Consider the following 934-nt stretch of genomic DNA (forward strand, 5'->3'; position numbering starts at 1 on the left):
TATACCTAAAAATGAAAGCTAACCCTGACGCTCACGGTCAGGGCTCTGTGAGTCACAACTTCAATACCGAAACTTCTGCGCGGGCAGTGGGTTGCAATGACCCAAATATACCTAAAATGAAAGATTTTTCGTAATATTTAATCTTAATCGGCTTAAATTGCTTAATTAGAGCCGATCCGGAATTTCTGGTCAGGGCTTTTGAGTCACATATACATCCCCCAACAAATAAAAGCTCTTTCCTAAAAGGCTTTTCTAACCGATTCAATGCCTTAAATTTTGAATATTGCTACCGAGGCAAGGGCTACCGTATGAGAACTTTGGCTGAACTTTAAAAAATCATAAAAATGAACCTTGAATAAGATAGTGCTTACCTAATAAATTAACTTTAATAAATTGGATGTTAATTCGAAATATTTATTTAAATTTGTCATGAAGCAAATCACAATAAGGTCTTTAATGACCGTTGTGAAAACAGACAGGGCGGGGCAACTCGCCCTTTTTTTATGCAACAATTTCGCCCAAGCGGTTTACACTAATTTTTTGAGGATTAAGTTTTTCTAATGCACCTATGCTTTGTACATTAAAGAATCGTTGTGATTTGCTCGACAACTTATTGTCTATGATTTGTGTTTCAAAGATTTGTCGAAACCAAATATCCAGTTGACCATTTCCTTTAATGCTCATTTTTTGTAATCTATACAGACAATCATTGTATTTTAGTTTTTTATCCGAATTTGGAATGAAGAAAATTTCGTTAGGTTGAAAGTATTGTTGTAATCTCCACTTATCCTTCGGCAATTTTTCTAAAAAGCTTTGCGGATATTTATCTTTATCGTTTAAAATTTTATCCCATATTTCATTTGGGTTTTCAATGATTACCGGAATGCCGTATTTTTTTCTTTCTACTGCGTGCCAGAAGGTACATAAATGGGGT

General features: G+C 34.5%; 1 protein-coding gene. It reads right to left on the reverse strand.

The genetic code is table 11. From position 1 onward, the window contains the following. Positions 1 to 501: 501 nt before the first annotated feature. Positions 502 to 934 (reverse strand): hypothetical protein (locus tag ACK4EX_RS11700; protein WP_409773046.1); only part of this gene is annotated, 433 nt, incomplete at its 5' end.

The sequence above is a fragment of the Thermaurantimonas sp. genome (assembly GCF_046299575.1).
Taxonomy (GTDB): domain Bacteria; phylum Bacteroidota; class Bacteroidia; order Flavobacteriales; family Schleiferiaceae; genus Thermaurantimonas.